The organism is Vibrio sp. SS-MA-C1-2, from assembly GCF_021513135.1.
Lineage (GTDB): Bacteria > Pseudomonadota > Gammaproteobacteria > Enterobacterales > Vibrionaceae.
In genome coordinates this window covers 822,417-848,956 of record NZ_CP090981.1, presented here as the reverse complement: position 1 = coordinate 848,956, position 26,540 = coordinate 822,417, and the positions used below count along the sequence as shown (strand labels likewise).

Genomic DNA, 26,540 nt, shown 5'->3' with positions numbered 1-26,540 from the left:
GTGACCTTTTTATGATTAAGTATCAATGCGACTAACTCATCGCTTTAAAGCTGTTGATTAAGCCGTTTGTTGAACTATCGTGACCCGTCACTTCTTTATCACTGTTTAATTCAGGTAAAATTTGGTTTGCAAGCTGTTTACCTAGCTCTACACCCCATTGATCAAAAGTACAGATATTTAAAATAACACCCTGTACAAAGATCTTGTGCTCATACATTGCAATTAAACTGCCTAAAGAGCGTGGTGTCACTTTCTTCAATAAAATTGAGTTAGTTGGACGGTTACCTTCAAATACTTTAAATGGTACCAGATCAGCCACTTCTTCAGCCGTTTTTCCAGCGGCAATATATTCAGCTTCAACTTGCTCTTTAGACTTACCGAACGCTAATGCTTCAGTTTGAGCAAAGAAGTTAGACATCAGTTTTGGATGGTGATCGCCTAACGGATTGTGGCTTTGTGCCGTTGCAATAAAGTCACAAGGCACCATTTTTGTACCTTGGTGAATAAGCTGATAGAACGCATGTTGACCATTTGTTCCTGGCTCACCCCAAATGATAGGACCCGTTTGGTAATCAACTGCTTTACCATCACGACCTACATACTTACCGTTTGATTCCATATTACCTTGCTGGAAGTAAGCAGCAAAACGATGTAGATACTGATCGTATGGAAGAATTGCTTCGGTTTCTGCACCATGGAAGTTGTTATACCAAATACCAACAAGCGCTAAGATAAGTGGAATACTCTGTTCTTTTGGCGTATTAACAAAGTGCTGATCCATATCATGAGCACCCGCAAGTAACTCAACAAAGTTATCAAAACCGATAGCTAATACAATCGATAGACCGATAGCTGACCATAGTGAATAACGACCACCGACCCAGTCCCAGAACTCAAACATGTTATCAGTATCGATACCAAACTCTGAAACCGCTTTACCGTTTGTAGATAGTGCAGCAAAGTGTTTGGCAACGTGAGCTTCATCGCCTGCTTGCGCTAAGAACCAATCACGACCGGAAAGCGCATTAGTCATTGTCTCTTGAGTGGTAAACGTTTTAGAGGCAATTAAGAATAACGTTGTTTCTGGGTTTAACTCTTTTAGCGTCTCAGCAACATGTGTTCCATCTACATTTGATACAAAGTGCATGTTTAGGCGTGTTTTATATGGCAATAGTGCTTCACTCACCATATATGGGCCAAGATCTGAGCCGCCAATACCGATATTCACGATATCTGTGATCTCTTTTCCGGTATAACCTTTCCACTCACCACTGATAATACGTTCAGAGAATGACTTCATCTTATCTAAAACGGCATTCACTTTAGGCATTACATCTTCACCATCAACGATGATAGGTGTATTACTACGATTACGTAATGCGACATGAAGAACAGCACGGCCTTCTGTCTGATTAATCTTCTCACCACTAAACATTGCTTGTGTTGCTGCTGCGACGTCAGTCTGTTCAGCAAGAGCAAATAACTTATCTAACGTCTCTTTTGTTACTAAGTTTTTTGAGTAATCAACTAAAAAATCTTCATTAAACTTTGTTGAGAAGTTAGCAAAGCGATGACTATCTGCAGCAAAAAGATCGGCAATCTTCATGTCGTTATTGGCAGAGAAGTGCGTTTCTAACTCTTTCCAAGCAGCTGTTGTGGTTGGGTTAATACTACGTAACATAATGTACTTCCTAATAGATAGAATGAAATTAATGAATCGGTTTTAACAAAAAATGATTATTTATTATTACTGATAATAATACTACTGGCATTGCGTCATGTCATAAAAAGAAGTCGATTTAATTCGCACTTCGTAATAAATAATAGGGTTCAGCATCCACACCATTAAAATGGTTGGTTAACCATCACTTTAAAAGAGCTTCCTTCTTCACCCCAAGAGACACCAGCACGAACGACAACGCCTTCAACTTGTAGACGAACACCACCGCCCGCACTCCAATGCATATCTTGATTGAGTTTAGCAAAATCATACTGATCAGCAACACCACCAGCATCAATAAATAGTACCCACTCCCACCAAGGAATATCGTACCAATTGAATACAGGCCAATCTTCTAATGGTTGCCATTCAGGAATCACGCGATACTCGGCACTGTAACTTAAGACAGAGCGATCATGGAAACGACCACCAGAGAAGCTTCGTAATCGATAAAGACCGCCGAGTTTTAACCCTGCGAAGTCAGGTGGTCGGCCACCATCTTTATTCCAAGTTGGTGTATCGCCAGTATAAACATTAAATGCTAATGTCTGTTGGTCAAACAGGTTACCTAATTCCCCTAAAGACCAATAAGCACTTTGATTATAGACCCAAGTCCACCAATCTTGGTTATCGTTCATGCCATGCTTGGTGATCAACTGTGTTCGATACCCTTGGGTTGGATTACGAATATCATCACGACTATCGATATCTAACATTAATTCAACACCCAATGATTCAGTGTCTTGATCTTGAGGCTGCTGTTCACCCAGATCACGGTACTCATAAAATGGTTTGATAAGAAATGAAGTAACACCACTATCAAGAGGATTCAGCCCATTGAATTGACGTTGAGGTTTCATCGCTTGTAAGAAGTTATGATCCTCTACGTTACCTATTGGCAAGATATAACGAGCAGAAAGCTTAGCAAAGCCTTCACGTCCATCGGCAAAGGTTGCATCCTCTTTATCAGAGCTGTTACTACCCGCACTACCGATGTAATAGTCATACTCATTAAATTGACTCGCCATCAACTCAGCACTAAATAACCAAGGGACATCCCGCGATATAAGGTAGTTACTTCCATTAAGGTAACTTAACCAACTCTTATTGGTAGAGACTAACCCGACGCCTAACAGAGAGGCTTGAGGTTGACCAGCACCTTTAACAACGCCGGCGACACCTGTCGTAAACCCCATGGTGTCTGAAGTATAGAAAAAAGGAACTGCCGCCACTTTTGAATCTTTCTCACCGGCGGTTGAAACGGTTGAATCTGTCACATCTAAGTCTTTCGCTACCGAATCGGAAGAATTAGATAAAGCAGGCATTGAAATAGCGAGGAGCAAAAAAAGTGCGCCTAATCTTTTAAATGAAGAGGGAATGAGCAATGAAAGCCCCTTAATTATTATTCTAATATTTATCACCAAATCACTTGGCTTTATTGTAATTCAACAAATGAATAGAGCACACCTCAAATCAATGCTTGATAAGTACAGGGGCTCTTAAACTTCATCAATAAAATAGTAACGTCAAAACAGAGGAAGAAAAAACTGAAAATAGTGATTAATTTTTATTATTTATATATTTCATTTTAACGCGAGGAGTGAGTTTAGTGACCAACTCATAAGCGATAGTACCGATGTGCTCCGCTACCTCTTCAGCTGGTAATTCAGGTCCCCATAAAGTCACTTGATCACCCACTTTTTCACTCGCATTTGGGCCTAAGTCAACCGTCAACATATCCATCGAAACTCGACCCGCTAAAGGGACTTTGCGACCATTGATCCAAACTGGCGTGCCTGAAGGTGCCATTCTTGGGTAGCCATCACCATAACCAATCGCAATCACACCAATCTTAGTATCATGCTGGCTTTGCCAAACACCACCGTAGCCAACTTTATCGCCTTTTTTAAGATTTCTTACTGCAATGATACTAGAAGTTAAGCGCATAACTGGCTTAAATCCAAGGTCTGAAGCATTATTATCTTTAAATGGTGAAACACCATACATAATAATCCCAGGGCGAACCCAATCAAACTGACACTCCGGCCAAGCTAATAATCCCGCAGAAGCAGCGAGTGAACGCTCACCTTGATAACCATGAGTTAAGCTTTTAAAGGTTTGGCATTGCTGCACTGTTACCGAACTATCCAACTCATCAGCACAGCCTAAATGGCTCATATAGCGTAATGGTTCAACCACATTTCGACAGGCGTCTAATCGCTGTACAAATTCAGGCAGTTGCTCGGGTAATATACCTAAACGATGCATTCCCGTATCAACCTTTAGCCAGACAACAACTGGGGCAGATAACTGTGCTTGTTCTAACGCTTCAAGCTGTTCATAACAGTGAATAACAGTCTGGATATTATTGGCGACAAGAATCGCAAGGTCTTTAGGCTCATAAAAACCTTCTAATAAAAGAATTGGCTTCACTACACCACCCGCCCTTAAAGAAAGCGCTTCTTCGATTCGTGCGACACCAAATCCATCAGCCTCTTCAACCGCTTCTGCTATTTGTACTAATCCATGTCCATAGGCATTGGCTTTTACAACAGCAAGAACTTGACTCATAGGAGCCTTCTCTTTAATGCGTTGTAAGTTGTATTTTAACGCATCACGATCAATGTGCGCTGTTGCTGATTTCATACTTTATCCTTGGCTATCGATTTCGCCATTACACTTGTTGTTATTTTTATTACTTCACCAAATTGGCGATTACTCTTCGTCGTAAGCAGGTCCTGCATAATTATCAAAACGAGAGAACTGACCTTGGAAAGTTAAACGAACCGAGCCAATAGGACCATTACGCTGCTTACCTATAATAATTTCAGCCATCCCTTTCATTGGACCTTCTGGGTTATAAACTTCATCACGATAGATAAACATGATTAAGTCGGCATCCTGCTCAATCGCACCAGATTCACGTAAATCTGAGTTAATTGGACGTTTATCTGCACGCTGCTCCAAGCTTCGGTTAAGCTGAGAAAGTGCAACAACCGGTACTTGTAACTCTTTCGCTAAGGCTTTTAATGAGCGTGAAATTTCAGAGATCTCTAGAGTTCGGTTATCTTGCATTCCCGGTACTCTCATCAGCTGAAGATAGTCGACCATGATCATACTTAATCCACCATGCTCTCGGGCAATACGACGAGCACGAGAACGAACATCAGTGGGAGTTAGACCTGAGCTATCATCGATATACATATTCTTCTTATTCATCAACAAGCCCATTGATGAAGAGATACGCGCCCAATCCTCATCATCAAGCTGCCCTGTACGAATCTTCGTCTGATCAACACGAGAGAGTGACGCTAATATACGCATCATTAACTGATCAGCTGGCATCTCGAGAGAGAAGATAAGAACAGGCTTTTCTTGGTCCATCGCCGCATTCTCACACAAGTTCATCGCAAAAGTGGTTTTACCCATCGATGGACGAGCCGCAACAATAATCAGATCTGAGGGCTGCAAACCTGCTGTTTTTTTATTCAGGTCATTAAAGCCAGTTGAAACGCCAGTCACTCCATCTTGTGGTGTCTGATAAAGGATCTCGATTCGTTCTAACGTCTTCTCCAACACACTCTCAACGCTAATTGGACCTTCATTCTCACTAGTCCTCTGTTCTGCTATCGCAAAAATCTTACTTTCAGCCATATCGAGCAGATCTTCACTTGCTCGTCCTTTCGGTTCATAACCTGCATCAGCAATTTCATTAGCCACAGAGATCATGCTACGTATTAATGCTCTCTCCCTAACTATCTCTGCATAAGCAGTAATATTGGCAGCACTTGGGGTGTTTTTAGCAAGATCGGCAAGGTAAGCAAAACCACCGATATCGGTTAATTGCTCATGTTGCTCCAAGTATTCAGACAGTGTAATCAGATCGAGAGGCTGACTATTATTCAACAGCGCCGTAATCGACTCAAAAATAAGGCGATGTGGTCGACTATAAAAGTCACTGGCAACAACCTTTTCCGCAACGCTATCCCAGCGCTCATTATCAAGTAATAAGCCGCCGAGTACTGATTGCTCAGCCTCTAAGGAATGTGGTGGCATTTTCAACGCTTCAACTTGAGCGTCCTTTATCTTATTTGTTCGATTGTCGGCCATATGATTCTATGAATGATAGTCAGTGAGAGGAGTAATCAATAAGTATACCTCTAAGGCTTGGTCAGAACAAAGTCTGGTGAGCAATAATAAATAATTAACTATTAAATGACACATTTAACCCTTTTTTTAGTAAAGTAGATCTTTTTCAACTTATAAAACAGGGGGCATAGTGAAGTTAACAATTAAAACACCAATATTACTTGCGATAATTGCCGCTCAAAGTTATACAACGCAAAGTCAAGCGACTGAAAGTCAACCCACACTAACAGAAGATGCACCCACTGAGATTGAATCACCTTGGGGTTTAGAAGTCGAGCTAGGGTATCAATCTCAAAGTGGCAATAATGATAGTCGTTCTATTAACTCTCGCTTAGCGGTGGATTATCATCACGGATTATTCAATAACAGCGGTGAGTTTAAATATTACCAATCTAAAAGTGACGGTATAAAAGACAATCAACGTAATCAATTTAAGGGACAAACCAGTTATTACTTAACTGAAAGGTCAAGACGCTACCTTTTCGCTAACATTGACTACTTAAATGACCGCTTTGGTTCTTATTATAAAAATATGACTATTTCTAGCGGTGTCGGTTTCCAAGTGCTTGATAATGATAAGATGGGATTACAACTTGAATTTGGTCCAGGTTTTCGCCATCAAGAACCAAACTTAGATGAGATTGATGATGATGACTTAATCTATCCAGATACGGTTAATGAAGGGATAGCTAAAGGGACGGCTAAGTTTTCATGGAATATTGTTAAAAATATCAATTTAGATACTGACTTGATTGCCGTTTATGGCGAGAGTAATACCAGCTTTGAAAATGGTGTAGATATCACAACCGCTGTCACCGAATCATTTGCGATTAAGCTTTCAAATACGCTTCGTTACCAAACTTGGGTACCAGATGGGCTTGATAATAAAGACAATACAACAACGATTAATCTATTGTATCAGTTTTAACTTCCCCCACTCCCTCCACCATAGTGCCTATATCATTCGGCGCATAATACCTATATCAAAAATGATTAGAGGTGCGAGTAAACAGCAAGCGAATGAGTGACGTCAAAACAACCTAACAGCTTCAAGCATCAAGAGTCTATATCATCCAGATACAAAAAAGCCCCAACCGAAGTTAGGGCTTTTATCGACAATAAAGAATTATTGTCTAACGGTCAACTTACTCAGCAGCTGCAATGTTAAGATTAACAGTTGCAAATACTTCAGAGTGTAGTTGTACGCTGATTTCGAATTCACCAGTGTTACGTAGAACGCCTTCAGGAAGACGAACTTCGCTCTTCGCAACTTCAACGCCAGCTGCAGTAATTGCATCAGCGATGTCACGAGTACCGATAGAACCGAATAGTTTACCTTCGTCGCCAGATTTAGTTGTAATTACAACTGCTTCTAATGCGTTAACTTTTTCAGCGCGAGCTTGAGCTGCAGAAAGAACTTTAGCTACTTTAGCTTCTAGTTCAGCGCGACGCTCAGCAAACATTTCAACGTTAGCTTTAGTTGCCATAACTGCTTTACCCTGTGGGATTAAGAAGTTACGAGCATAACCAGCTTTAACAGAAACTTGGTCACCTAAGTTACCTAGGTTACCGATCTTATCAAGCAAAATTACTTGCATTACCTTGTCCTCTTTAACTTGTTGTTAAACTATTGCCGATTACTGATGGTTGTCAGTGTATGGCAGTAGTGCTAGGTAACGAGCACGCTTGATAGCGCGAGCTAGCTGACGTTGGTACTTAGCGCGAGTACCAGTGATACGGCTAGGTACAATTTTACCTGCTTCAGTGACGTAGTTCTTAAGAGTTACTACATCTTTGTAATCGATTTCGGTCACGCCATCTGCAGTGAAACGGCAGAATTTACGACGACGGAAGAAACGTGCCATGGGCTTATCTCCTGATCTAAATATTTTCGATGTTGTCGGCATGTAGGACAATTTTATTCAGGCCATTTCGACCTGTTTGATAAGCGACAAATCCGCCTACCTTGACACTACTGCCTTCGACTAAGTTTTGTGTAAGAGCTTGTGACCTTTGCCCACTAAAAACTACCTGCATACGACAATAAACTTGTCTCGGTAGATCAGCTTCCCACTGTTGCGATTGATGCTCTAAAACCAGATGGCAATGAGGCACTCCCGCGGGGCTAAGGCTTCGAACTGGTGGTTTGACGATAACGCCAGATATCACCAATCGATTGGTCATCAATAATTACTCTGCTGCTGCTTCAGACTGTGCTGGAGCTTCTGCACGCTCTTCACGACGAGCTGGACGCTCATCTTTAGCCTTCATCATCGGAGATGGCTCAGTGATAGCGGCCTTGGTGCGCATAACCATGTTGCGTAGAACAGCATCGTTGAAACGGAAGTTAGTTTCCAGTTCATCAATAGCAGCCTGCTCAGCTTCAACGTTCAGAAGAACGTAGTGTGCTTTGTGCAACTTGTTAATTGGGTAAGCCAGTTGACGGCGACCCCAATCTTCTAGACGGTGGATAGTACCGCCAGCTTCTGTGATAGCACCAGTGTAACGCTCGATCATGCCAGCAACTTGCTCGCTTTGATCAGGGTGCACCATAAATACGATTTCGTAATGACGCATTTGTTGCTCCTTACGGATTAGTCAGCTTCCACGATGGGTCTCAGTCAGCCCAAAGGAAGCAAGGAACGAGTTAGATGACTGAGAATTCGGACGCGGAATAGTACAAAACTCCGGCATATTAGGCAAGATAAATTCGTTCTAATTGGCAAATTAATTGCTAAATACCAAAAAATAATCAGTTAAGCATAAAAAAACGCCACTATTCACTATTGATGATAATTTAATCAACCAGTGATATACCCTTTATACTTGAAGTCGCTAGGTTGTTGGCGTCACTCATTCGCCCCAATCATATAGTACACCTATACTCATGGGGACTCATTCACTTGCCGCCTACTAGCAACTCCAATTATTTTAGGTATAGTGGCGCTATTTAAGGGATAAATCATTCCCCTGTTATCATTAAGCTTTTACTTGACGCTGACGCACTGCTTCAAAAAGACAAATACCCGTTGCGACAGAGACATTCAAACTGGAAACCGATCCAGCCATTGGAATCGAGATCAATTCGTCACAAGTCTCTTTAGTTAGTCGACGCATGCCATCACCTTCTGCACCCATGACAATCGCTAATGGGCCTTGCAGTTTACTTTGGTAGAGGTCGTGAGTCGCTTCCCCTGCCGTTCCAACAAACCAGACCCCTTGCTCTTGAAGGTGGCGCATAGTACGAGCTAAGTTAGTCACTCGGATCAATGGCATCACTTCTGCTGCGCCACACGCAACTTTACTCGCAGTGGCTGTCACTTGGGCTGAGCGATCTTTGGGTACAATCACGGCGGTGACACCCGCTGCATCCGCATTTCGTAGACAAGCCCCTAAGTTATGAGGGTCTGTGACACCATCTAATACCAGTAATAGAGGTGCTTGTTGTCCTTCAAGTAATTCATCAAGGTCAGTTTCATTTAACTGCTTAGCGGCTTTTACACGCGCAATCACACCTTGATGGGAAGCGCCTTTAGATTTGTCATCTAGCGCTTTACGTCCCATCTGCTGAATAGATATCCCAATCTGCTGCAGCTCATTAAGAAGTGGCAGCAGACGATCATCTTGACGTCCCTTTAGAACAAATACTTCAATAATACGTGCAGGATCATTCTCTAATACCGCTTTAATGGCATGAATACCATAAATCATATTGTTACTCATCAGTATCAATTACCTTATTGCTTACTGGTTATTTTTGGCTATTACGGCTTCGTTTTTCTGAAGGTTTGCTTTTTCGCTTTCCCTTATTAGGGTCAACCTTCTTTTTACGCTTCGTGGTTGGCTTTTTACTCTTTTCACCACGAGCAGCATTGCTGACCTCTTCCTTCATCTGTTGACGAACGTCTTTACGCTCTTGCTTAGATTTAGGATCTTTTTTTGATTCAGCTAACCCTTTTTTTGCTCGCTGCTTGGCGGTTTTACCTTCACCACGCGCTTTGCGATTCGTGCCTACAATTTCAAAATCAATCTTGCGATCTTGTAGGTTAACCCCTAACACTTTAACTTGAACGGTATCACCTAGACGATAAACCTTACCGCTTGCTTCACCGATCAGACGCTGACCCACAGGATCAAACTGGTAATAATCATTATCTAGTGACGAGATATGCACTAAACCATCAATATGCAGATCATTTAAACGAACAAAGAAGCCGAAACCAGTCACGTTAGCAATCACACCTTCTAACTCATCACCAATATGGTCTTGCATATATTCGCATTTTAGCCAATCAGAGACATCTCGCGTTGCATCATCTGCACGGCGTTCAGTCATTGAGCAGGATTCACCTAATTTATCCATCTCATCAACTGAGTAATGGTAACCACCTGTGGCTGTCCAAATATCCTTATTCGCATCATTATTTTTAGCGATCAAATACTTAATCGCACGGTGTAATAACAGGTCAGGATAACGGCGAATTGGTGATGTAAAGTGAGCATATTGTTTCAATGCTAAGCCAAAGTGACCTTCATTATCGGCTTGGTAGACCGCTTGCTTCATCGAACGAAGCAACATCGTTTGAATCAACTCTTTATCACTACGCTCCTGAATTGCACCCGCAAGTTCCGCGTAATCTTTTGGTGATGGATCTAAACCACCACCAAGGTGCAAACCTAGCTCACCAAGAAAATCTCTAAATCCAACTAACTTCTGCTCGCCTGGTGTTTCATGGACACGGAATAGAGAAGGCTCTTTATGCTTTTCAACAAAACGCGCTGACGCCACATTGGCTAAAATCATACACTCTTCGATGATCTTATGAGCATCATTACGAACAACAGGAACGATACGATCAATCTTACGTTCCGCATTAAAAATAAATTGAGTTTCAATGGTTTCAAACTCAATTGCACCGCGTTCAGCACGCGCTTTCTTCAACACTTTATACATGCTGTTTAACTGATGTAAATGAGGAACAACGTTATTATAACGCTCACTAAGTTCTTCATCACCATCAAGAATTTTGGCTACTTTAGTATAAGTTAAGCGAGCATGAGAGTTCATCACCGCTTCATAATGCTTATAACCTGATAGACGGCCTGAATCAGAGATGGTCATTTCACAAACCATACAGAGGCGATCAACTTGTGGATTCAATGAACAGAGCCCATTTGAAAGCACTTCAGGTAACATTGGAATGACCTGTGCTGGGAAGTAAACAGAGTTTCCTCGTTTTACTGCTTCATGATCCAGAGCGGTTCCTTTTCGAACATAGTAACTAACATCCGCAATCGCGACCCATAAACGCCAGCCACCTGACTTTTTACGCTCACAGTAGACCGCATCATCAAAGTCACGCGCATCTTCACCATCGATAGTGACAAGAGGCAAATCTCTAAGATCAACACGTCCTTCTTTGGCTTTCTCAGGCACTTCTTCACCAAATTGCTCAATCTGTTTTTCAACCTCAGAAGGCCAGACATGAGGAATATCATGAGTTCGTAATGCAATGTCAATCTCCATTCCCGGTGCCATATCTTCACCCAGAACTTCCACCACTTTACCTGATGCACTGTATTGACGATTAGCGCGATGTGTCACCTCAATCACCACGATATTGCCCATGCGAGCGCCTAAACGCTGGTCTTGGGGGATCATAATATCTTGTGGGATACGAGAATCATCAGGCACCACAAAACCAGTATTATTTTCGACAAAGAAGCGACCGATAATTTGAGGGTTACGCTGTTCTAAAATACGAACAACACGCCCCTCTTTGCGACCACGCTTGCTATTACCTTGAGCTTGAGCCAACACAAAATCACCATGCATGAGTCCACGCATTTGGTGTGCAGGTAGCATTAAGTCGTTATCTTTGCCGATACTACCTTCAGGGCGTAAGAAGCCGTAGCCATCTTTATGGCCTAATACATAGCCTTTGGTTAAATCTAATTTTTCTGGAAGGGCATAGCAGTGCTTACGAGTGTAAATAAGCTGACCATCTCGTTCCATCGCTTTTAAACGGCGACGTAACCCTTCGTATTGATCTTCGTTTTGCAGATCTAAATCAACAAATAGTTGATCTCGATTAACCGGTGTTGAGTACTGTTTGATAACTTCCAGTAGATGCTCTCGGCTTGGTACTGGATTTTCATACTTCTCGGCTTCGCGATCTTTGAACGGATCAACGGACATATCTTTTGACATAGGGAGATCCTTGCTAATACTTCTTCTCTTTAATAAGAAGTATAGATAAAAGGTGAGTGATGATTAGCTTACTTTCTCAATATTAGTCAAGAGAGTGACTATAAGTTAATCAATAATTTTTGTAATGGTTCGTTGTCTTTAACCATATCAGCGAGTGTCTGTTTATCTAGTTCCGCTAAAAATGCAGCTTCGGCTTTAGCGAACATCCCTCTTAATCGACAAGCAGGCGTAATGTGACAATACTCCGGAGAACAATCAACAATCTGTGTTGGCTCTAGTTCTCGAACTACATCACCAATAACGATTTGACGAGCAGGCTTCCCTAATTTAATACCACCATGCTTGCCACGAATAGCATGAATGTAGCCAAGCTGACTTAATTTATTTACGATCTTTACCATGTGATTTCTAGAGATACCGTAAACTTCAGTAACCTTAGTTATACTGGTTAGTTCACCCTCTGGCAATGATGCTAAATAAATTAAAGCTCGGAGACCATAATCTGTAAAGCTAGTTAATTGCATCGACAATGACTCCTTTTCCTATGAATAACATTTAATCTGACTTCTTCTATTTTATCTCTTTATGATGAGATAAGTAGGGAGAATGTACTTTTATTTACCTTTAATCCTGATATTTCTATCTGCTTAATGATTTAAAACAAAAATGTACAAATAAAAGATAACAATAAAGTTATAGCCAAAAAATAAAAGCCAGCTAATTAATAGCTGGCTTTCTTATCATTTAATACTCATTCGTCTTATTCAGAAAATGGGTGTACTTTGATAATTGTTTCGATACGATCAGGGCCTGTTGATACGATATCAATCGGAACACCCGTTAGCTCTTCGATACGTTTAATATAATCTAGCGCAGCTTGTGGAAGATCATCCAGTGACTTAGCGCCAAAGGTATTTTCACTCCAACCCGGTACAGTTTCATAGATTAACTCAATGTTTTCATAAGCATCAGCAGCCATTGGTGAAACATCTACGATAGTACCATCAGCCAGTTTATAACCCGTACAGATCTTAATTTCTTTTAAGCCATCCATTACGTCAAGCTTAGTTAGGCAGAAACCCGTAATTGAGTTAATTTGTACTGCACGACGCATAGCAACAGCATCGAACCAACCACAACGGCGTTTACGACCTGTCGTTGCACCAAACTCATTACCTTTAACACCTAAGTGGTTACCGATCTCATCATCAAGTTCAGTCGGGAAAGGACCTGAACCTACACGAGTACAGTAAGCTTTAGCAATACCTAAGATATAACCAAGGTGTTTAGGGCCAAAACCAGAACCCGCAGCAACACCGCCAGCAGTTGTGTTAGAAGAGGTTACATATGGATAAGTACCGTGGTCGATATCAAGAAGTGTACCTTGTGCACCTTCAAACATGATCTTATCGCCATTTTTACGAGCCGTATCAAGTTCAGAGGTAACGTCAATAATCATACTTGTTAGCAGATCGGCTTGAGCCATTACATCGTTAAGTACTTTCTCGTAGCTAACTGGTTCAACTTTATAGAAGTGCTCTAACTGGAAGTTATGTAATTCCATCACTTCTTTTAATTTTTGAGCAAATGCTTCTTTATCTAGAAGATCACCAACACGTAAACCACGACGTGCGACTTTATCTTCATAAGCTGGACCGATACCACGACCGGTCGTACCAATCGCTTTATTACCACGAGCAATTTCACGAGCTTGATCAAGTGCAATATGGTAAGGAAGAATTAGAGGACATGCTTCAGAGATGAAAAGACGCTCTTTAACCGGAATGCCGCGCTCTTCCAGTTGACCCATCTCTTTTAAAAGTGCATCAGGTGAAAGTACAACACCATTACCAATGATACCTTTTACATTGTCACGTAAGATACCTGAAGGAATAAGATGTAAAACTGTTTTCTCACCGTTAATAACTAAAGTATGGCCCGCATTATGACCACCTTGGTAGCGAACAACATATTTTGCATCTTCAGTTAAAAGGTCGACAATTTTCCCTTTGCCTTCGTCACCCCATTGAGTGCCAAGAACTACAACATTATTACTCATGATTAATCTCTGCTAGCAGTTAAAAATCGATTCTATCATCTTTTTTCTTGCTTTGGGATAGTAATAATGAGTAAAAAATAACAATTGTGTATATAAATCAATCAATCAGATTGCGTGGCATCACAATTTATATTGAATAAACTTTACACAACAAACACTATTCGATAAAGCCTTTAACCAATAAACTCAAAGTAACATCATATAAATTATGACAATTCCAGTGACAAATAGGCAACCACCAATACGACGCAGTAGATTATCTGGCTGACTGCTTAATTCTGTCATCATTGCACGCCACCCTTTAGGAAAAAATAAGGGGCCAATACTTTCGATGATTAATAAGAAGCCAATGACGGCCCATAGCATGCTGCTCTCTGACATAATTTATTCCTAATTGAAGTCGATTGATAACCGTCATTGTACAGATAAAAAAAAGAGAGCGCAATTTTGCGCTCTCTTTTTCATTTCTACAATGATATTAAGCAATCGTATTCACGATGACTTACTCTCTATTTAATTGCAGCACCTGTATTGCTCTTCATGTATTGGAAGAACTCAGTATTCGGGTCAATCACTAAGATATCATTCTTACTATTAAAGCTTTTTTCATAAGCTTGTAATGAACGTAAGAAGTCAAAGAACTCAGGGTCTTGGTTATAAGCATTTGCATAGATTGAAGCAACTTCTGCATCTGCATCACCACGAGTGACACGAGCCGTTAAATCTGCGTCAGCTAATGTTTTAGCCACTTCAAATTCAGCATCTGCACGGATAACTTCGGCTTTTTCACGACCTTGAGAACGGTGCTTACGAGCCACAGTTTCACGCTCTGCACGCATACGACGGTAAATTGATTCGCTGATCTCATCAGGAAGGTTGATCTTCTTGATTCGAACGTCAATCACTTCAATACCTAAGTCACCCGCACTCTCTTGTGCTTCAACTAAGACGTGCGCCATGACTTCATCACGCTTCTCAGAAACGATCTCTTTAATGGTTTTACCACCGACTTCAGCACGTAGACCATCACCGACTTTACGCTTTAGAAGCGCTTCAGCAGTTAAGATATTACCGCCACCTGTTGAGAGGTAAAATTGACCAAAATCTTTGATACGCCACTTAACATATGAATCGATAAGTACATCTTTTTTCTCAGATGTAACATAACGGTCAGATTGATCATCCATGGTTTGAATACGTGAATCTAAAACTTTCACGCTATCAAACATTGGCATTTTCAGGTGTAATCCTGGTTGATAAATACGAGCAATCTCATTGTTATCTTTTAGAATTCGACCGAAGCGAACAACGATACCGCGTTCGCCTTCAGGAATAACGAAAAGAGACATCAACAGAGTTGCAATAACAATAACAACAACTGGAATCGCTAACTTACGCATAATTAGTTTCTCCCTTGTCTTGTTGATGTATTACGAGAGGCAGAAGGCTCAGGCACAGGTTGAGTTGTGTGATCCTCTACTTGAATACCGTAACTTGAAAGTCCTTTATCATGTGACGACTTAGTTACCGGCACTTGATTCGAGTTATTTTGATTCATCATCTTATCTAGTGGTAAATAGAGTAAATTGCCGCTCGCTTTACTGTCGATCAACACTTTACTTGTATTTGAATAGACACGTTCCATGGTCTCTAGGTATAGACGTTTACGCGTCACTTCTTTCGCCACTTCATACTCAGGAAGTAGTTTCTCGAACTGAGCCACTTCACCCTTCGCAGAATTAACGGTACGTACAGAATAACCTTCAGCTTCAGTCTTCACACGTTCTGCGCGACCTTTCGCTTTTGGTAGGATGTCATTACGATATGCTTCGGCTTCACGGATGAAACGTTCTTCATCTTCTCGTGCCGAAATCGCATCATCAAATGCATCTTGTACTTGTTTAGGTGGACGAGATGTCTGGAAGTTCACATCTACAACCAAAATACCCATATCGTAACGATCGATAATACGGTTAATTTCAACTTGAGTACGTTCACGGATCTCTTGACGACCACGTGTTAACGCATCATCCATCGTCGCATCACCAATAACTGCTCTTAAAGCAGAATCAGTGGCTTGACGTAGACTGTCATCCGCATTAACAACACTGAATAGGTATTTTTGTGGTTCAACAACACGGTATTGAACATCCATTACGATGTTTACCACGTTCTCATCCTTGGTTAGCATTAAGCCAGAACCACGAAGTGAGCGAATTGCTTGAACGTTAACGGTTTTAACTTCATCAATAAAAGTTGGCTTCCAGTTAAGACCAGGATCAACCATACGATCATATTGACCAAAACGAAGTACTACACCTCGCTCAGCTTCACCTACGGTATAGAAGCCCGAAAAGCCCCAGACACCTAATGCTGCAACTAAAATAACTCCGGCACCGATCATGCCGCCGTTACCACTTTTACCAGAAGATGACTTACCGCCACCAAAGATACCATTTATCTTTTTAGTGACTTGACTAAATACTTCATCTAAATCTGGTGGTCCTTGTTCTCGGCCTTTCTTATTACCCCAAGGGTCTTTATCTTGGCCGTTATTACCAGGCTCATTCCACGCCATTTTATAACTCCATTAGTGTGATATGACGACAGCGTAATGCGCTATGCTGTCGATGGCTCATTGCTACCGACTATAAAGTGATTTAGCTGATCACCTTCTCGTTTTAAAAGTCTCATCCAGTCTGGTTGAGATAGTCGAACATCTAATAATAAACTACCATCGGGTTCGAAAGATTCTTGTTCGATAGCATTTAATTCAAAGAAACGATTACGAATTTTACCAATCACTTCAGGCGGTAAACGTAAGCGATAATTAACCATTTGGCTAGCTAAACGCTCAGTTAATGCCTTAAAGATTAGTTCAATTCCGATATCCTTCATAGCCGAAACCCAAACTGTATGAGGAATACCTTCTTCATCATATTCAATTCGAGGTTGCTGATGTTCCAAACAGTCAATCTTATTCATGATCAACAGGGTTGGAATTTCATGCGCATCAATTTCAATCAATACATCATCGACAGCTTGGATATTTTCACGGAAGCGATCATCACTTGCATCAATCACATGCAAAAGAATATCGGCTTCTTGTGTCTCTTGCAGGGTTGCTTTAAAAGCTGCCACTAAGTCATGGGGTAAATGACGAATAAAACCTACTGTATCAGCAAGTATCGCACTTCCCACATCTTTCACTTCAATCTTTCTTAACGTTGGGTCTAACGTTGCGAACAGCTGATCTGCGGCATAAACGCCAGCTTCAGTGATCCGATTAAAGAGTGTTGATTTACCTGCATTGGTATAACCGACTAACGAGATTGTCGGCATTTCTGCTTTATTTCGAGCTCGACGTCCTTGCTCTCGCTGCTTAGCAACTTTCGCTAAACGGCGTAAGATCGCTTTAACTCGATCTCGCAATAGACGACGGTCAGTCTCTAGCTGAGTTTCACCTGGCCCTCGTAGACCAATCCCCCTTTTTGACGCTCTAGGTGAGTCCACCCTCGAATCAAACGGGTTGATAGATGACGCAGCTGTGCAAGCTCGACCTGAAGTTTACCTTCATGAGTACGCGCTCGCTGAGCAAAGATATCAAGGATCAACCCTGTTCTATCCAACACTCGGCACTGACAAAGATGCTCTAAATTTCGCTCTTGTGCGGGTGAAAGCGCATGGTTAAAGATCACAATATCTGCATCAAGTGCTTTTACTGCTTCTGAAATCTCTTGGGCTTTACCTTCACCAACATAATATTTAGAGTGTGGGGCCTGACGGCTACCTGTTACCACATTAAGAGCATTAACTCCGGCAGATGAAACAAGCATCTGAAATTCATTCAGATCCTCCCACTCTCCTTCTTGAGTGAAGTTGATATGAACAAGAATAGCCTGTTCACCGGCTTCATAACGGTCAAACAAGTGACCAACTCCTTATTATTATTCTTCTATCTGATCAGCTGGTCGATCAAAGCCGCCACGCTGTTCAGATGGATTAGTATGATGATTCACAGGACGTGCTGGAACCACCGTTGAAATCGCATGCTTATAAACCATCTGGTTTACAGTATTTTTAAGTAGGATAACAAACTGATCAAAGGACTCAACTTGACCTTGCAGTTTAATACCATTCACTAAATAGATAGATACAGGAATGCGCTCTCTGCGTAACGCATTCAAGAACGGATCTTGTAAAGATTGTCCCTTAGCCATTTTTATTCCTTTTCTTTTAATTTATATTTATGTTTCGCAAACAAAAAATAAATCCCACAAGTTAGTTATTATTATACACAGAAATCAATGAGCTGCATGAATTGAGTTCACCATCTTCTCGATCGCTTGCTCTGGCTGTTCAGAATCTAACCAAGTTAATTCTTTCCAGCTACGCAGCCATGTAATCTGCCGTTTTGCTAACTGTCTTGTAGCACATACACCTTTAAATATAGCATCATCGAAACTGGTTTTACCTTCAAGATAATCCCACATTTGACGATAACCAACACAACGGATCGAAGGAAGATCGGGATGAAGATCACCACGAGCCATCAATGCTCTCACTTCATCTTCAAACCCCAACTCAATCATTTTATTAAATCGTTGTTCAATGCGTTTATGCAACAGGGGTCTTTCTATCGGTGCAATTGCGAATTGATGTACATTATAAGGTAGCTCAGATCCTTGAGTTTTTGTTAGCTCTGTTATAGTTTTACCCGATATTCTGAAAACTTCCAATGCTCTCGACAAGCGTTGAGGATCATTTGGATGAATTCGTTGAGCTGCTACCGGATCAACAGCCATTAACTCTTGATGGAGTGCCTGCCAACCTTTCTCTTTTGCCTGTTGTTCAATTTCAGCTCGAATAACAGGATCAGCTGCTGGTAATGGTGACAAACCTTCAAGTAATGCTTTAAAGTAAAGCATAGTTCCGCCAACAAGTAGCGGAATTTTTCCAGATAAAACAATCTTATTCATCTCATCCAGAGCATCTTGTCTAAAATCCGCCGCAGAATACGCTGCTGAGGGATCTAAAATATCTATCAGTCGATGTGGTGCAACAGCTAACTCTTCTTTAGTTGGTTTTGCTGTTCCAATGTCCATTCCCTTATAGATAAGGGCGGAGTCCACACTAATCAACTCTACAGGTAGCCGTTCTTTTAACTTTATCGCTAAATCAGTTTTGCCGGAAGCCGTTGGTCCCATTAAAAAAATTGCGTTTGGTAACTGTTTAGTCATTGTTGAATGCTTTTATCTCTACTGAGTAATCCAATGAACGTAACATTGGTTGAATTTGAAGTATAAGCTGAGTTTGCCACAACTGCTCTAATTCTGCGATCAATTGTATCGCCTCTGATAGTGTGAAACTCTTTTTATGCCACTCAATTAACTCAACCAACTTAGGTAACAGAGTTAATAACTCGCTACTTTCATTAAGATAATTTAATAATCTAGGGACTATATCAGGTAAATTCTGTTGACGTAATGGCTGAGAGACAGCTTTTACAATTAACTCTGACTTTCCCTTCGTTACAATGGTGAAACCTAATGCATCAAGTATCGCTTGAAAGTCGTTTGTCGCTTGATATTGCTCAGCATTAACAGTAAAAACGACAGGGATAAGGAGCGGTTGTTTTGCCAACCCATTAACTAAAGCTCCTTGCAGTTGTCCAAGAGCTTTTAACTTCTGAGCTTGAAAGAGATCCAATAGTTGTAATGAATTGTCTGCTTCCAAGAGTAAATAGTGTTGTTGAAGCACAGTTAAACCACGCCCTAAGTAATCATTTTTCTGTACTGTTGTCGATAATGTTTGTCGTTTAGGTGTGGGAAATATCTTACTCGCTGCACTGTCGACTTGTGGGGCAGAATACTTCTGTTTTGATTCTTGTGCTTGTCGCGTTCGCTGATATGAGCTATCCGCATGACTATCAACGGTTTTCAATAACGTTTGATACGCTTCAATTTCAGCTCGAGAAGGCGTTAACTCGTTCTTTCTTCCACCCTGTGAACCCATACTACGATTCGATACATTTTTTTGGGATTGGTATTGATTAGATTTCTCTTGTAAATCTTGTTCAGCAGAACTGAACGGGTTTTGTTGCTCTCTTACTGAGCCTATCGAGTGAAGATCGTCATTTTCGCCTGGCTCTCTTCCACTTTTATTTTCAGCACCTTGAACCAAGTTAGGGTAATGATGATCAGCAAAAGCCGTTTGACGCGACTCTACAACCAAAGCGGCACGATCTTGATGATCAAGCAGTTCTGATTGTTCGAGTGCTTGGTGAATACCTTGATAAATAAAGTCATGGACAAGACGAGAGTGGTGAAAACGGACTTCGTGTTTCGCTGGATGAACATTAACATCAACTTGATGGGGATCTATTTCAATAAATAATACATAAGCTGCGTATTGATCTGAAGATAACAGACGTTCATAACCTTGTCGGATCGCATGATTAATTAACTTATCTCGCATCATTCGACCATTGACATAACAATATTGCAAATCATTTTGCTGTCGAGAACCAGAAGGCATGGACGTCCAACCAAATAACTTCATGCCGTCATGTTCTAGCTCAATAGCTACCGCATTTTGAACAAAGGCGTTACCACAAACCGCAGCTAACCGTTTTTCTTTTTGCGCGGTTGTCGTCGCAGCTCGATATTGTCGAACGACTTTACCATTATGTTTTAGCGTTAACGAAACATCAACGCGACTAAGGGCGATACGACGGAGCAATTCATCAATATGACTAAATTCAGTTTTTTCGGTTTTTAGAAATTTTCTTCGTGCCGGTGTATTAAAGAACAGATCGTACACTTCAATGGTCGTACCGATTGGGTGAGCTGCAGGTTTAATCTCTACCGCCATATCTCGACCTTCTGCGATAGCCGCCCAAGCTTCAGGTTGAGTGGTAGTCCGCGAAGTTAGGGTTAAACGAGAAACAGAGCTAATACTGGCCAGTGCTTCCCCACGAAAGCCTAAACTCATGATCGCTTCCAGATCATCTAATGTATGGATCTTAGAGGTTGCGTGTCGGCTCAATGCCAAAGAGAGCTCCTCTTTTGCAATGCCTTTTCCATTATCTCGAATTCGAATTAAACGACTACCGCCTTTTTCTATATCAATGTCGATTCGAGTCGCACCTGCATCAATACTATTCTCTACTAGCTCTTTAACTACCGAGGCTGGGCGCTCAACCACCTCTCCCGCTGCAATCTGGTTTGCAAGACGTGCGGGTAAAATTTTAATCGCCATTACAACTCTCTTCTTTTTTAATCGCAGGAAATAGGACGCTATCAATCAGATATATTTATACTTTAGGGATTTTTAGTTTTTGCCCTACCAGTAATTTATCACTCTTTAACTGATTCGCGGCTCGCACTTGGCTAAGAGAGACCCCGTATCTCGATGCTATTTTTGATAAGTACTCCCCTTTTTTTACCGTATGGTAAGCATACTGAGGTTTTGTAGTGGTAATCTTTAGCTTTTGACCGACTAATAACTTATCGCTCTTTAATCTATTCTGTTTCTTAATACTCGAAACAGAAACACCATATTTACTGGCAATTTGACTTAGAAATTCGCCACTGCGAACTTTATGAGTCACAACATAACTGCTTGATACTTTTTTAGGTGGTGCTTTCTTTGTTGTTGGCTTAGCCACAGCGGATTGGCTAACAGCCGTTGTTAATTTAACCTTAGGTATCACCAATACCTGACCCACATTAACTTGGTTAGATTTAAGTTTATTGCTGGCTTTTAATTGACTAACAGAGACACCATAACGATTGGCAATTAAAGAGAGTGACTCTCCCGATTTGACCTTATGTTTTTGATTACTTTTTTGCGTAGCTAATAATGTTCCTGCCGGGGGATTACCATTGAAATAGGTCATAATACCTTTATAAATAGCATTGGCTAATTTATTTTGATAGGCATTATTGGTTAATAAACGCTCTTCCGTTGGGTTAGAAATAAAGCCAGTCTCTACTAACAAAGAAGGGATATCTGGAGATTTTAAAACGGCTAAACTGGCGTGCTCTGGCTTTTTCTTATGTAAGCGAGCCATTTTACCCAACTCACCTAAAATATCAGAGGCCGCTTGATAACCTTCTTTTTGAGAATAACTAAATTGCAGATCTAACACTGTATGACTTAAATATTGATCATTATTATTTTGTGATAATACCGAACCACCCCCTAATAACTCTGATTGCTGCTCATGTTTCTCAATCCAACGACCAATTTCATTGTTGGCTCGACGTGTAGAAAGCACCCAAACAGATGCACCTCGAGGTTGTGGTTTACGAAATCCATCAGCATGAATAGAAACCAATAGATCGGCTTTGTTTTTCCGTGCAATCGAAGATCGTTTATTTAGATTAACGTAATAATCGCTATGACGGGTTAATACCCCTTGCATGCCATAAGTTCTATCTAATTTAGCCTTCACTTTTTTGGCAACAGATAACGTAATATACTTTTCATATTTACGAGTCGGGCCAATTGCACCGGGATCTTCACCACCATGTCCCGCATCAAGGGCTACAACAATTTTTCGACTTCCTGTTGGCGTTTGTGCTTGAACATTTGGCTTTGAAACCGATGGTGTCACTTTAGCTTTTATTTGATTTGGAATATCAATAACCAAGCGATGACCATAAGTCCCATCAGGAGTAGGCTCTAATGTGAAAACGTTTGGAACAATCACATTTTTCAACTCAAAAACTAAACGTACTGAGCTTTTATCGGGTGCCGAGCTCTGACGAACTTTAGTCACGATGTTACTATCTGTAATCTTCATCGGTAACTTGGCTTTCAATCGCGTATTTTGAATATCAACGACTAAGCGATTAGGGTTTACTAATGAAAAATAACTGTACTTAGCCTTTGCATCCAAATCAATCACAATACGAGTTTCATCTGGCGCTGGCCAAACTCGAATATTTTTAAGATCATTAGCTAACACCACTCGACTATTGAATAAAACTAAGCAGAGTAGTGTAAATAAGCAAATGAAGTTTAAAGTATTGTTGAAAAAATTCCGTTTATACATCTATTTAATATGTTCCAGTAAATCTTCGCCATTTGCTGTTTTAGCACTTAATGTTGCGACTCTTCCGTGATCTCGATAACGCATATCAATCTCTAAATCAGGTGCAGGTAGCAGGTCGCCACCTTGTTCAGGCCATTCAACTAAACAAATTGCATCCGATGAGAAATAATCACGAATGCCCATAAATTCTAACTCTTCAGGATCTGCAAGGCGATAAAGATCAAAATGATACACTTGCCAAGGTGGTAAGTTATAAGGCTCAACTAAAGTATAAGTTGGACTTTTGACATTTCCTTGATGCCCTAACCCTCGAATAAAGCCACGACTAAAAGTCGTCTTACCAGCACCCAGATCACCATGAAGAAAAATGGTTGTTTGTTGCTGGCAAGAACGTGCTAAATTTGCACCAAGATCGACGGTTGCCTGCTCATCATCTAAAATCATCTCTATTTTTTTCATTATGTTATCTTTTCTACCTAATTAATCTAAAAGAAGAGCGCTCGATAGCCAATTTGATTCAATAACAGTGGAATATTTGATGGGTAAACCATTTGGACAACAATAAAAAGCCCCTGTTCATTATCAATCGCTTTAAAATATCGCTAACTTTAATACTTAATCCATTATCACATCAATAGCCGCTGTCTATTTTAATTATTATATATAAGTAATTATCTTTTTTAAGGAAAATAGTCGATTCTATTAACAAGTTTTACTCTACGCTGATAATCTTCTCATACCTAAAATAATTAGAGTTGCTAGTAGCCAGCAAGCGAGTGAGGCACCATGAGTATAGATATTCTATATAATTGGGGCGAACGAGAGTAGCCAACAACCTAGCAACTTCAAGTAAGAAGCGGATATGTGTTAAACTGAGACTAATATTCATTACTCGCCTACTTGCTTATGCCAAACTCATTAGAACCTTTTTCCTTATCTTCCTATCCAAATATTAACTATGATCAGCTCGCGACTCAAATTAAAGAGTGGGGGCACGCCCTTGGATTCCAACATGTCGGAATTAGTGATGTTGACTTAACGCAGCATGAAACTCAACTACAGCGCTGGCTAGATCATGGTTATCATGGGTCAATGGAGTGGATGGCAAGACATGGCATGATGCGAGCTCGCCCAGCGGAACTTCATCCTAATACTATACGAGTGATTAGTGTAAGGCTTGATTACCTGCCACCAGAAGCCGGATTTGCAACAAATTTAGAGAATCCACAAACCGCCTATATTAGTCGTTATTCATTAGGCCGTGATTATCATAAATTAATTCGTAATAAATTAAAGAAACTAGGCGAACAGATCGAAGATTATATTGGTGCCTTTAACTTTCGACCATTTGTTGATTCGGCTCCGATACTTGAACGCCCCTTAGCCGAAAAAGCAGGTCTTGGTTGGGTGGGTAAACACTCATTACTTATCAATGAAAATGCAGGATCTTGGTTCTTTATTGGGGAGCTGCTTATCGATCTACCTATTCCAACTGATAATCCGGTTGAAAATCAATGTGGCAAATGCGTTGCTTGCATCACAAGTTGTCCCACTAATGCTATTGTAGAACCTTATGTCGTTGATGCTCGCCGCTGTATCTCTTACCTTACGATTGAATTTGATGGCGTGATTCCTCTTGAATATAGAGAAAAAATGGGAAACCGAATTTATGGTTGCGATGACTGTCAACTTGTCTGCCCTTGGAATAGAACATCTCCGATTACTGAAAATAAAGACTTCCATTGTCGTTCAACCCTAGAACAACAAGATTTAGTGACACTTTTTCTTTGGGATGAAAAGACATTTTTAAAAAACACAGAAGGGTCTGCAATTCGACGCATAGGCCATCTTCAATGGTTACGTAATTTATCCATCGCAATGGGGAATGCACCTTACCAAGCTGATATTGTTGAAGCGCTATCACAGAGACGTGGTCTTTCTAATGTTCTTGATGAACATATCGAGTGGGCGCTCTCTTGCCAAAAGAAAAAAGCCAAGATACCAAAAATATTACCATAAAGACGGAACGCTTAATTAGAATCATCAAAAAGGGGCTACCTAGGGATGCCTAATTAGATACTTAACTTACTTATCCACTGTTTATAAAAAGATCACTATATTGTGCATAACTTGGTAATATTTGTTGATCAATGGGACTAAACTGTGGATTAGTTTGGGATATTTAGCGAATATTTTTTAGTTACCCGCAAGCATCTCTCCACGGGGTGTGGATATTAAGTTTACAAGCAGTGAAAATAGATCAGCAGGATCTACATTACCCTTAAAAAACAACAAGATAAAGCAAGAAAGTCACTTCACTTTGATGTGGATAACTCTGTGCAAATTAAAAATTGATATGTTCAGTCAGTGCTGAATCGCCTATAAGTTGGCAATATCATTGAAACGAATGAAATGTATTTTTTAGAAGTGATAATAACTAAATTATCATAATGCAGTTTAAAAATTGTAGCGAAAGATGAGGAGTCTTAACTTCAAGGCCTCGATATAACCTTGACCTTAGTCAGGTCGTGCTCTACCAGCTGAGCTAGTGTCGCATAATCGACTGTTTAATGAACAATCAATATAAAAGTGGTTGCGGGAGCCGGATTTGAACCGACGACCTTCGGGTTATGAGCCCGACGAGCTACCATGCTGCTCCATCCCGCGTCCGGATGACATCGTTAAGGTGATGTAGCCTTTAAAATTGTAGCGACACATGAGGTTCCTGAACTTCAAGGCTTAGTGTGACCTCGACCTTGGCAATACTTCTCAATGTTTATCGACTTCAAATTGGAGCGACACACGAGGTTCGAACTCGTGACCTCGACCTTGGCAAGGTCGCGCTCTACCAGCTGAGCTAGTGTCGCATAATCAACTGTCCAACGAACAATCAATTTAAAAGTGGTTGCGGGAGCCGGATTTGAACCGACGACCTTCGGGTTATGAGCCCGACGAGCTACCATGCTGCTCCATCCCGCGTCCGGATGACATCGTTAAGGTGATGTAGCCTTTAAAATTGTAGCGACACATGAGGTTCCTGAACTTCAAGGCTTAGTGTGACCTCGACCTTGGCAATACTTCTCAATGTTTATCGACTTCAAATTGGAGCGACACACGAGGTTCGAACTCGTGACCTCGACCTTGGCAAGGTCGCGCTCTACCAGCTGAGCTAGTGTCGCATAATCAACTGTTCAATGAACAATCAATTTAAATGTGGTTGCGGGAGCCGGATTTGAACCGACGACCTTCGGGTTATGAGCCCGACGAGCTACCATGCTGCTCCATCCCGCGTCCGGATGACATCGTTAAGGTGATGTAGCCTTTAAATTGGAGCGACACA

The 26,540-nt window shown here is 41.0% G+C and carries 21 protein-coding genes, 5 tRNA genes and 2 pseudogenes; 2 read left to right on the top strand and 26 right to left on the bottom strand.

Features of this window, described 5'->3' with window-relative positions:
* Positions 1-31: 31 nt before the first annotated feature.
* The 4 genes from pgi to L0B53_RS08555 form a co-directional block, all read right to left on the bottom strand.
* The gene (gene pgi, locus L0B53_RS08570; protein ID WP_235061663.1) at positions 32-1,681 is read right to left on the bottom strand and encodes a glucose-6-phosphate isomerase; all 1,650 of its coding nucleotides are present in this window, start codon (positions 1,679-1,681) and stop codon (positions 32-34) included.
* A 164-nt stretch (positions 1,682-1,845) separates the two neighbouring features.
* Positions 1,846-3,105, bottom strand: coding sequence for a BamA/TamA family outer membrane protein (locus L0B53_RS08565; protein WP_235061662.1), 1,260 nt, complete (start codon positions 3,103-3,105; stop codon positions 1,846-1,848).
* Positions 3,106-3,280: 175 nt separating this feature from the next.
* Positions 3,281-4,366, bottom strand: coding sequence for an alanine racemase (gene alr, locus L0B53_RS08560; protein ID WP_235061661.1), 1,086 nt, complete (start codon positions 4,364-4,366; stop codon positions 3,281-3,283).
* A 69-nt stretch (positions 4,367-4,435) separates the two neighbouring features.
* Entirely contained in the window at positions 4,436-5,830 is a 1,395-nt protein-coding gene (locus L0B53_RS08555) for a replicative DNA helicase (protein ID WP_235061660.1), read from the bottom strand.
* Positions 5,831-5,999: 169 nt separating this feature from the next.
* Here L0B53_RS08555 and L0B53_RS08550 point away from each other — a divergent pair, with 169 nt between their 5' ends.
* Positions 6,000-6,797: a YdiY family protein gene (locus L0B53_RS08550; RefSeq protein ID WP_235061659.1), complete on the top strand. Its 798-nt coding sequence runs from the start codon at positions 6,000-6,002 to the stop codon at positions 6,795-6,797.
* A gap of 217 nt (positions 6,798-7,014) precedes the next feature.
* Here L0B53_RS08550 and rplI read toward each other — a convergent pair whose 3' ends face one another.
* The 17 genes and pseudogenes from rplI to tsaE all read right to left on the bottom strand — a co-directional run bounded on the left by rplI (position 7,015) and on the right by tsaE (position 23,659).
* Complete coding sequence (gene rplI, locus L0B53_RS08545) at positions 7,015-7,467, bottom strand: 50S ribosomal protein L9 (protein ID WP_235061658.1); 453 nt, start codon at positions 7,465-7,467, stop codon at positions 7,015-7,017.
* A gap of 39 nt (positions 7,468-7,506) precedes the next feature.
* The gene (gene rpsR, locus L0B53_RS08540) at positions 7,507-7,734 is read right to left on the bottom strand and encodes a 30S ribosomal protein S18 (protein WP_235061657.1); all 228 of its coding nucleotides are present in this window, start codon (positions 7,732-7,734) and stop codon (positions 7,507-7,509) included.
* A gap of 16 nt (positions 7,735-7,750) precedes the next feature.
* On the bottom strand, positions 7,751-8,053 hold the full coding sequence (gene priB, locus L0B53_RS08535; protein WP_235061656.1) for a primosomal replication protein N: 303 nt from the start codon (positions 8,051-8,053) through the stop codon (positions 7,751-7,753).
* Between the two features lie 6 nt (positions 8,054-8,059).
* Positions 8,060-8,446, bottom strand: a complete 387-nt coding sequence (gene rpsF / locus L0B53_RS08530) for a 30S ribosomal protein S6 (RefSeq protein ID WP_235061655.1) — start codon at positions 8,444-8,446, stop codon at positions 8,060-8,062.
* 402 nt (positions 8,447-8,848) lie between these two features.
* Positions 8,849-9,592: a 23S rRNA (guanosine(2251)-2'-O)-methyltransferase RlmB gene (gene rlmB, locus L0B53_RS08525; RefSeq protein ID WP_235061654.1), complete on the bottom strand. Its 744-nt coding sequence runs from the start codon at positions 9,590-9,592 to the stop codon at positions 8,849-8,851.
* A gap of 28 nt (positions 9,593-9,620) precedes the next feature.
* Complete coding sequence (gene rnr, locus L0B53_RS08520; RefSeq protein ID WP_235061653.1) at positions 9,621-12,080, bottom strand: ribonuclease R; 2,460 nt, start codon at positions 12,078-12,080, stop codon at positions 9,621-9,623.
* Between the two features lie 98 nt (positions 12,081-12,178).
* Positions 12,179-12,604 carry a nitric oxide-sensing transcriptional repressor NsrR gene (gene nsrR, locus L0B53_RS08515; RefSeq protein WP_235061652.1) on the bottom strand — a complete coding sequence of 142 codons (426 nt, stop codon included), beginning with the start codon at positions 12,602-12,604 and terminating at the stop codon, positions 12,179-12,181.
* A 236-nt stretch (positions 12,605-12,840) separates the two neighbouring features.
* Positions 12,841-14,139, bottom strand: coding sequence for an adenylosuccinate synthase (locus L0B53_RS08510; RefSeq protein WP_235061651.1), 1,299 nt, complete (start codon positions 14,137-14,139; stop codon positions 12,841-12,843).
* A 186-nt stretch (positions 14,140-14,325) separates the two neighbouring features.
* Positions 14,326-14,520 (bottom strand): DUF2065 domain-containing protein, encoded by a 195-nt coding sequence (locus tag L0B53_RS08505; protein WP_235061650.1) that lies wholly within the window; start codon positions 14,518-14,520, stop codon positions 14,326-14,328.
* A gap of 128 nt (positions 14,521-14,648) precedes the next feature.
* Complete coding sequence (hflC, locus tag L0B53_RS08500; protein ID WP_235061649.1) at positions 14,649-15,539, bottom strand: protease modulator HflC; 891 nt, start codon at positions 15,537-15,539, stop codon at positions 14,649-14,651.
* Positions 15,540-15,541: 2 nt separating this feature from the next.
* Positions 15,542-16,717, bottom strand: coding sequence for an FtsH protease activity modulator HflK (gene hflK, locus L0B53_RS08495; protein WP_235061648.1), 1,176 nt, complete (start codon positions 16,715-16,717; stop codon positions 15,542-15,544).
* A 41-nt stretch (positions 16,718-16,758) separates the two neighbouring features.
* Positions 16,759-18,068: pseudogene (gene hflX, locus L0B53_RS08490) on the bottom strand (ribosome rescue GTPase HflX).
* An 18-nt stretch (positions 18,069-18,086) separates the two neighbouring features.
* Positions 18,087-18,359, bottom strand: coding sequence for an RNA chaperone Hfq (gene hfq / locus L0B53_RS08485; RefSeq protein ID WP_235061647.1), 273 nt, complete (start codon positions 18,357-18,359; stop codon positions 18,087-18,089).
* Positions 18,360-18,443: 84 nt separating this feature from the next.
* Positions 18,444-19,379: a tRNA (adenosine(37)-N6)-dimethylallyltransferase MiaA gene (miaA, locus tag L0B53_RS08480; protein WP_235061646.1), complete on the bottom strand. Its 936-nt coding sequence runs from the start codon at positions 19,377-19,379 to the stop codon at positions 18,444-18,446.
* Entirely contained in the window at positions 19,372-21,399 is a 2,028-nt protein-coding gene (gene mutL / locus L0B53_RS08475) for a DNA mismatch repair endonuclease MutL (RefSeq protein WP_235061645.1), read from the bottom strand. The genes miaA and mutL overlap by 8 nt, the downstream gene beginning before the upstream one ends.
* A gap of 55 nt (positions 21,400-21,454) precedes the next feature.
* Positions 21,455-23,200 (bottom strand): N-acetylmuramoyl-L-alanine amidase, encoded by a 1,746-nt coding sequence (locus tag L0B53_RS08470; RefSeq protein ID WP_235061644.1) that lies wholly within the window; start codon positions 23,198-23,200, stop codon positions 21,455-21,457.
* Complete coding sequence (tsaE, locus tag L0B53_RS08465; RefSeq protein WP_235061643.1) at positions 23,201-23,659, bottom strand: tRNA (adenosine(37)-N6)-threonylcarbamoyltransferase complex ATPase subunit type 1 TsaE; 459 nt, start codon at positions 23,657-23,659, stop codon at positions 23,201-23,203.
* A 492-nt stretch (positions 23,660-24,151) separates the two neighbouring features.
* On the opposite strand from tsaE, the pseudogene queG reads away from it, so the two are divergent.
* Positions 24,152-25,272: pseudogene (gene queG, locus L0B53_RS08460) on the top strand (tRNA epoxyqueuosine(34) reductase QueG).
* Between the two features lie 518 nt (positions 25,273-25,790).
* Here the strand turns inward: queG and L0B53_RS08455 are convergent.
* The 5 genes from L0B53_RS08455 to L0B53_RS08435 all read right to left on the bottom strand — a co-directional run bounded on the left by L0B53_RS08455 (position 25,791) and on the right by L0B53_RS08435 (position 26,491).
* A tRNA-Met gene (locus L0B53_RS08455) sits at positions 25,791-25,867 on the bottom strand.
* Between the two features lie 124 nt (positions 25,868-25,991).
* Positions 25,992-26,067 (bottom strand) — tRNA-Gly (locus tag L0B53_RS08450).
* A gap of 35 nt (positions 26,068-26,102) precedes the next feature.
* Positions 26,103-26,179, bottom strand: a tRNA-Met gene (locus tag L0B53_RS08445).
* Between the two features lie 124 nt (positions 26,180-26,303).
* Positions 26,304-26,379: transfer RNA gene (locus tag L0B53_RS08440), tRNA-Gly, on the bottom strand.
* A 35-nt stretch (positions 26,380-26,414) separates the two neighbouring features.
* Positions 26,415-26,491 (bottom strand) — tRNA-Met (locus tag L0B53_RS08435).
* Positions 26,492-26,540 lie beyond the last annotated feature (49 nt).

Coding starts and splice junctions, on each gene's coding strand:
- pgi (WP_235061663.1), bottom strand. CDS start 1,681: ATGTTACGTAGTATTAACCCAACCACAACAGCTGCTTGGAAAGAGTTA.
- alr (WP_235061661.1), bottom strand. CDS start 4,366: ATGAAATCAGCAACAGCGCACATTGATCGTGATGCGTTAAAATACAAC.
- L0B53_RS08555 (WP_235061660.1), bottom strand. CDS start 5,830: ATGGCCGACAATCGAACAAATAAGATAAAGGACGCTCAAGTTGAAGCG.
- rplI (WP_235061658.1), bottom strand. CDS start 7,467: ATGCAAGTAATTTTGCTTGATAAGATCGGTAACCTAGGTAACTTAGGT.
- rpsR (WP_235061657.1), bottom strand. CDS start 7,734: ATGGCACGTTTCTTCCGTCGTCGTAAATTCTGCCGTTTCACTGCAGAT.
- priB (WP_235061656.1), bottom strand. CDS start 8,053: ATGACCAATCGATTGGTGATATCTGGCGTTATCGTCAAACCACCAGTT.
- rpsF (WP_235061655.1), bottom strand. CDS start 8,446: ATGCGTCATTACGAAATCGTATTTATGGTGCACCCTGATCAAAGCGAG.
- rlmB (WP_235061654.1), bottom strand. CDS start 9,592: ATGAGTAACAATATGATTTATGGTATTCATGCCATTAAAGCGGTATTA.
- rnr (WP_235061653.1), bottom strand. CDS start 12,080: ATGTCAAAAGATATGTCCGTTGATCCGTTCAAAGATCGCGAAGCCGAG.
- nsrR (WP_235061652.1), bottom strand. CDS start 12,604: ATGCAATTAACTAGCTTTACAGATTATGGTCTCCGAGCTTTAATTTAT.
- L0B53_RS08510 (WP_235061651.1), bottom strand. CDS start 14,139: ATGAGTAATAATGTTGTAGTTCTTGGCACTCAATGGGGTGACGAAGGC.
- L0B53_RS08505 (WP_235061650.1), bottom strand. CDS start 14,520: ATGTCAGAGAGCAGCATGCTATGGGCCGTCATTGGCTTCTTATTAATC.
- hflC (WP_235061649.1), bottom strand. CDS start 15,539: ATGCGTAAGTTAGCGATTCCAGTTGTTGTTATTGTTATTGCAACTCTG.
- hflK (WP_235061648.1), bottom strand. CDS start 16,717: ATGGCGTGGAATGAGCCTGGTAATAACGGCCAAGATAAAGACCCTTGG.
- hfq (WP_235061647.1), bottom strand. CDS start 18,359: ATGGCTAAGGGACAATCTTTACAAGATCCGTTCTTGAATGCGTTACGC.
- miaA (WP_235061646.1), bottom strand. CDS start 19,379: ATGACTAAACAGTTACCAAACGCAATTTTTTTAATGGGACCAACGGCT.
- mutL (WP_235061645.1), bottom strand. CDS start 21,399: ATGGCGATTAAAATTTTACCCGCACGTCTTGCAAACCAGATTGCAGCG.
- L0B53_RS08470 (WP_235061644.1), bottom strand. CDS start 23,200: ATGTATAAACGGAATTTTTTCAACAATACTTTAAACTTCATTTGCTTA.
- tsaE (WP_235061643.1), bottom strand. CDS start 23,659: ATGAAAAAAATAGAGATGATTTTAGATGATGAGCAGGCAACCGTCGAT.